This is a genomic window from Ruminococcus sp. RTP21484sp1_RTP21277st1_D2_RTP21277_210401 (assembly GCF_040924225.1).
GTDB lineage: Bacteria > Bacillota > Clostridia > Lachnospirales > Lachnospiraceae > Blautia_A > Blautia_A faecis.
In genome coordinates this window covers 1-5,284 of record NZ_JBCOMJ010000061.1, presented here as the reverse complement: position 1 = coordinate 5,284, position 5,284 = coordinate 1, and the positions used below count along the sequence as shown (strand labels likewise).

At 42.6% G+C, this 5,284-nt stretch carries 5 protein-coding genes and 2 pseudogenes; 1 reads left to right on the top strand and 6 read right to left on the bottom strand.

Annotation, left to right across the window (positions count from 1 at the left end; translation table 11 throughout):
- Window positions 1-94: 94 nt before the first annotated feature.
- Both AB5706_RS22890 and AB5706_RS22885 read right to left on the bottom strand, forming a co-directional pair.
- Window positions 95-283 carry a DUF6472 family protein gene (locus tag AB5706_RS22890; RefSeq protein ID WP_118583318.1) on the bottom strand — a complete coding sequence of 63 codons (189 nt, stop codon included), beginning with the start codon at window positions 281-283 and terminating at the stop codon, window positions 95-97.
- A 29-nt stretch (window positions 284-312) separates the two neighbouring features.
- Window positions 313-483, bottom strand: a pseudogene (locus AB5706_RS22885) (DUF6783 domain-containing protein); the annotation flags it as partial.
- On the opposite strand from AB5706_RS22885, the pseudogene AB5706_RS22880 reads away from it, so the two are divergent.
- Window positions 412-561: pseudogene (locus AB5706_RS22880) on the top strand (DUF6783 domain-containing protein); the annotation flags it as partial. The pseudogenes AB5706_RS22885 and AB5706_RS22880 overlap by 72 nt on opposite strands.
- On the opposite strand, the gene AB5706_RS22875 reads toward AB5706_RS22880, so the two are convergent.
- The 4 genes from AB5706_RS22875 to AB5706_RS22860 form a co-directional block, all read right to left on the bottom strand.
- The gene (locus tag AB5706_RS22875; protein WP_226815292.1) at window positions 503-1,375 is read right to left on the bottom strand and encodes an aldose 1-epimerase family protein; all 873 of its coding nucleotides are present in this window, start codon (window positions 1,373-1,375) and stop codon (window positions 503-505) included. The pseudogene AB5706_RS22880 and the gene AB5706_RS22875 overlap by 59 nt on opposite strands.
- 8 nt (window positions 1,376-1,383) lie before the next feature.
- On the bottom strand, window positions 1,384-1,638 hold the full coding sequence (locus AB5706_RS22870) for a kinase (protein ID WP_118583324.1): 255 nt from the start codon (window positions 1,636-1,638) through the stop codon (window positions 1,384-1,386).
- A 43-nt stretch (window positions 1,639-1,681) separates the two neighbouring features.
- Window positions 1,682-3,235, bottom strand: a complete 1,554-nt coding sequence (locus tag AB5706_RS22865) for a sensor domain-containing diguanylate cyclase (RefSeq protein WP_173736091.1) — start codon at window positions 3,233-3,235, stop codon at window positions 1,682-1,684.
- Between the two features lie 93 nt (window positions 3,236-3,328).
- Window positions 3,329-4,762 (bottom strand): MATE family efflux transporter, encoded by a 1,434-nt coding sequence (locus tag AB5706_RS22860; protein ID WP_226815293.1) that lies wholly within the window; start codon window positions 4,760-4,762, stop codon window positions 3,329-3,331.
- Window positions 4,763-5,284 lie beyond the last annotated feature (522 nt).

Below are 5,284 nucleotides of genomic sequence, written 5' to 3'. Positions count from 1 at the left end.
ATCAATATAACAAGCCCCAGCAAAAAGCCGGGGCTAATACTTCAATTATTTTAGGACATTTTCAAAAACGCTTGACATAGTAATTTTAATTTTTTTACATCTGTTTTCTTACTACTCTGTACTCGTCCCCCATGCGGAAATAAGGGCAATCGTGATAGGTTCCTGTAATAAAACGATACATCTCATCTTCGTCAAGGTTCATATCACAAGTATAGCACTCGTAATCATCGTCGTAAGAATAGTTTACACAATATTCGCAGTTCGCCCCCTGCTTCTTTTTCATATTACATCCCCTGCCTTCCTTGCGAGTATTTAAAAACATTCCCACAATCTGCACGTTTTAGAACGTGTTTGAAAAATCATTCCCACAATCTGCACGCCCCACTTTGCGGGAGATTTTGCCTGAATTCGGTTACCGTAGCCCGCTACGGCGCCCTCATCCAGACAAAATCTCCCACAAATTGTGACGCACATCTTGCAGAAAGCCTTTTTCAGACACGCTCTAGAGAATTTCCATGGTCCAGGAAATCTGGCACTCCCTGCCAGCTTCCAGTGAAATAAGATTCTTCTGTTCCTCCAGATTTTCTGTAATTCCCTGTCTGGATGGAAGGGAACACCACGGCTCAATGCAAACATAAGGAGCATCCATGCAGGGCATATGCCAGAAACCGACATAAGGCATATCCACATAAGATACCTTCACTGCCTTTTTGCCCTTCGTACTGTGAAGCAGAACCTCTCCAGAGGTTTTCTCCAGCACAATAGCATCTTCATCAAAAAGATTATGACGAAGAGGAATCCGTCTGCCCTCCAAAAGTTCATAGGACTCCTTCCCCTCCACAAAACACTCCTGTGAAAAAAGAATGCGCTGCGGCTCACATGCCCTAGAAAATTCCAATTCATAATCCTCAAAGGAAAGTCCCTCTTCCATCGGAATATTAAATCCCGGGTGACCGCCGATTCCAAAATACATCGTTTTCTCATCCTTATTTTTTACCGAATAGAAAACTTTTAAAGTATTTTTCTCAAGCAGATATCGGATCTCAAAACGAAAATGAAATGGATACTGTTCCAAAGTTTCCCTGGTATCTTCCATTGCAAACACCAGTTCATTCTCCCCTGCTTTCTCACAGGAGAAAACAGAATCCTTGGCAAAACCGTGAATATCCATATGATACGTCTTCCCCTGAAATATGTAGGATTTCTCCCATAATCTGGCAATATAGGGAAAAAGATTGGCACCATGCTCGTTCCAGTATCTGTCATCTCCCTGCCAGATATACTCAAATCCGTCCTTATCTGTCACGGACCACAAAATAGCACCTTCTGTGTCGGCCTTCACTTTAAGATATTCATTGCTGATCTCGTATTTCATCCCATTCCTCAACTTCCTGGCATCATATCGGGCCATGATAAAATCTCTCTGGCAATGACCTCTTCATAGTTGCCCTCAATATCCTGACTGCGTCCTGCTTCATAAATATTTGTCTCTGCCCCCCAGACACGGTCCTCATACTCCCACACATGGAATTTCAATCCTCGAAACAGAAAATCAAGACTTCCGCAGCCATCAATCTCTGTATATTCGTATTTGATATTCTTCTTTTTTAATGCATCCTGTACAATCTGTAACCGCATTTTTGTCACCTTCCTTTAGTCTCAAAGCGATACCTTTTTATGGTCATTCTTTTTTCTGCTGACCATTATCTACATAAATTCTGTTCTTACCGGATTTCTTTGAAGCATACATTGCGTTATCCGCCGCCAGATACAGGCTTTCATAGTCGTTTCCAGCTGCAGGATAAGCCGCCGCTCCTATACTCACGGTAAAATGTGGTGTAGTCTCTGACTTTGCCAGAATATCAAGAATTTCCGCACCTTTTGCTTCAACAGCCGAAGCAAGCTCTGTATTTGTCATAAACACAATAAATTCATCACCGCCAAGACGACCGACAATATCCTCCCTACGGAAATGTTCCTTCAAAAGTTTTACCAAAGTAATCAATGCAAGGTCACCTATTGCATGCCCCATTGTATCATTTACCGTCTTAAAATCATCAATATCGAGCATAAGCAGGTAACCTTTACACTCTTTATCCTGCATAAGCGTATTGATTTTCTGCTCTGCAGCCTTGCGGTTCAGAGCACCTGTAAGACCATCAACAGAGGCTTTTTCACGAAGATCCTGTTCTCTGGTCATCTCATCCTGAACGTCAGAAATCTTGCCCAGAAATGCCTGTGGTGTACCAAGACGGCCTCGTATCAGACGGCCCATCCATCGCACCCAACGATAATTATCGTTCTTATCCTTAAAACGGATTACAAAATCATCAATCTCATCAGAATTATCACCAATTGAGGAAAGAAGTGCCTTTACCTTCGCCACATCATCTGGATGAACCATTGTGAAATCTGTGTCATTGTCAAAAGGCCTGATCGGACCGATTTCCTTCAGTCCAAATAAAGTGGTTATATTTGGCGTAAATACCAGTGTTTTTTCCAGGCAGTCATATTCAAAAAGAACTGTGTCCGAAAACTCCGACAAAATGTCGTACCTTGCCTGACCTTTCATCACTTTCTTCTGCTGCTTCATATAGAATCGTACTGTAAAAAGCAGCATGATCAACGCGCATCCAAGAAGCGTAAAAATAATCATGCGGTTTCCATTGATGAGCACTGCTTTATAATTCTTCATTTTGGCGGAACGATATTCTGAAAACAGAATACAGTCTCTGCCTTCCAACTTGGATGCCACCAGATAGATATCCGTTTTCTCAAGCTCCGTGAAAATATGGGGTGCTCCATAGGTCAGCTTTTTAAGGGACTTTTCCACCTGGGAAATACTGTTATCCTTCACATGCTGCGAATGAAGCACTGTCGCCACCGTATATTCAATGTCAAAAATCCGCATATCTCCTGCCAGGATTTTCCCATCTGAATTGCACACATAGTGAAGCACATTCCCCTCGTCCTCGTTCAGAGCCTCCCAGGCTTCCTCCACCTTATCTGCTCCAGTTGAACCAGCCAGGAAATTCTCCATTTCTGTCAGTGCTTCCGAATGGGTGGATAAAAGTGATTCCTCCATAAGCTCTGTAAAAATCTTCTCTGTTCTTTGACGATATCTGCTCATAAGAAAAATCGTCAGAAACACCATCACAGCAAGACAGACCAGTCCGATGATCATTCCCTGCCGTTTCATTTTGTATTCAGGATTGTCTTTCACGCTTTTTTCCATATTAACGTCATCCATTTCAAGCCGTGACGGCTTTTATTCATTATTTTTCAGTATAAAGCCTATATATTCTGCTGTCAAGCTTGTGATTTTTGGTCACTTTTTACAAGTCTTGTATTGGAAGGATACTTTTGTTTTATTCATAGGGTTCCATCTGCCGCTGAAATAATGTAAAGTGAATAAAACAAAAAGAAGCATATTGTGACCTATCATGCATCCCCAGGCAGACACAAGTCCCAGTCCAAGAAGATGGATGCAGATAAAAGTCCCCAGAATTCTTACACCCCACATTCCCGCTACATTGAAAATAAAGGGAGTTACTGTTTTCCCCACACCTTGCATCATGCCCTCGATCACAATAGGTACACCATAAAACGGTTCGGAAACAGCAACCATACGAAGTACCGTACTTCCCAGACGGATAACCTGCGCATCTGATGAAAACAGCCTGATCAATATCGGCGCAAAAATAAACAGCAGACTTCCGGAAATAACCATCAGTCCCACTTCCAACGGCACAATTGCCTTGGCAAGGCTGTTGAGTTTTTTATTGTCATTGGCTCCAAGAGCATTTCCTGCAAGAGTAGCCGCTGCTGTCTGCATTCCATATCCTGGAATATAAAAAGCAGATTCTACTGTATTGGCAATAGTATGGGCTGCCGTTGCAGTCTCGCCCAAAGAATTGATCATGGATGCAAATGCCACATATCCAAGGGACGTGGCAAATCGCTGAAACATATTTGGAACAGCCACCTTCAGACAAGGGCGCAGAACTGCAGAATCCGGCAGGAAGCTCTGACCCTTTGGAGATATATCAGTATGCTTCCATAATTTAACCGTAATTGCAATACCTCCAATGGTATAAGCTATAGCACTCGCAGCTGCTGCACCTTGAACGCCCCATCCCGCGCCTGGGATCACCAGTTCTTTTCCACCAATCAGCACAGTTCTGGTGGAATATATAAGAAAAAAGTTCAGTACAATGTTAATAACATTAAAGGCAACTCCTACCTGCATAGGGGTTTTGGTATCGCCCACTGCCCTCAGGACAGTTCCAAAAATAATGTTCGCAGTTCGAAAAAGCATCGGTGCATAGAGGATCAGGAAATAGCTGGATGCCAGTTTCTGAATAGAAGGATCTACCTGCATCCAAACAGGGACTTTACTGCTCAGTCCCATTGTCAGAATTGTAAAAAATATTCCTACGATCACAACTGTCAGCACAGCCTGTCCTGAAGCTTTTTTTGCCTGTTCTTTTTTTCCTGCTCCGATTGACTGGGATATGTATGCCAGAAATCCTATGCTGATCGCAGAAATCGTACTTCCAATCAGCCAGTTTACTGTACTGGTAGCTCCAACAGCGGCCGTTGCACTTGTTCCCAAAACGCCTACCATACCAGTGTCCATATATTGTACTGCAGTCTGCATCAGCTGTTCCAGCATAGTTGGCCACGCAAGAGAAAAAATAACTGGCAGCATTTCTTTTGTTCCCTGATCTGCCAGTCTGGATCTGTTTCTAGTTGATTTCATCTTATTTCTTCCTATTCTGTTACCTGTTATTTTATGATACCAGTGTCAAAAGGTCAAAAAGCCGTTCGTGCTTGCACGATAAGGTGTTTGAACTTGGGACACGCCAAATATGAGAAAGTAGCGATTTACGCAGTAAATCAGCGGATTTCGAATATTTGGATGATTGCGGGAGCAGCGTAGCTGGGTCGCAATCCGAGGTATCAAATGAGTGGCAAAAGACCTTTTGACACTCATATCATTTTATGAATTGATTTAAAAAATATTTTAACAGAATATAAAGAAAAAAAATAGAGTAAAAGTAAAGAAAAGACAACAAAAAAACGATAACCAACCGGCTACCGTTTCCGTTCTGTACCTTCAAAACTACATACATGTTACATCCTAATGGAATCATTTTACCTCTGCGTGAGTCTGGCAGCCACTTTATAACTGCCTTTCTCATTTCTTGGTCAAGCCCTCACCCTATTAGTAACAGTCAGCTCCGTGCATTACTGCACTTCCACCCCTGCCCTATCTACCTCG

Excerpts from the sequence above, each read along its gene's own strand:
- AB5706_RS22860 (WP_226815293.1), bottom strand. The coding sequence starts at position 4,762 with ATGAAATCAACTAGAAACAGATCCAGACTGGCAGATCAGGGAACAAAA.
- AB5706_RS22875 (WP_226815292.1), bottom strand. The coding sequence starts at position 1,375 with ATGAAATACGAGATCAGCAATGAATATCTTAAAGTGAAGGCCGACACA.
- AB5706_RS22890 (WP_118583318.1), bottom strand. The coding sequence starts at position 283 with ATGAAAAAGAAGCAGGGGGCGAACTGCGAATATTGTGTAAACTATTCT.
- AB5706_RS22870 (WP_118583324.1), bottom strand. The coding sequence starts at position 1,638 with ATGCGGTTACAGATTGTACAGGATGCATTAAAAAAGAAGAATATCAAA.
- AB5706_RS22865 (WP_173736091.1), bottom strand. The coding sequence starts at position 3,235 with ATGGAAAAAAGCGTGAAAGACAATCCTGAATACAAAATGAAACGGCAG.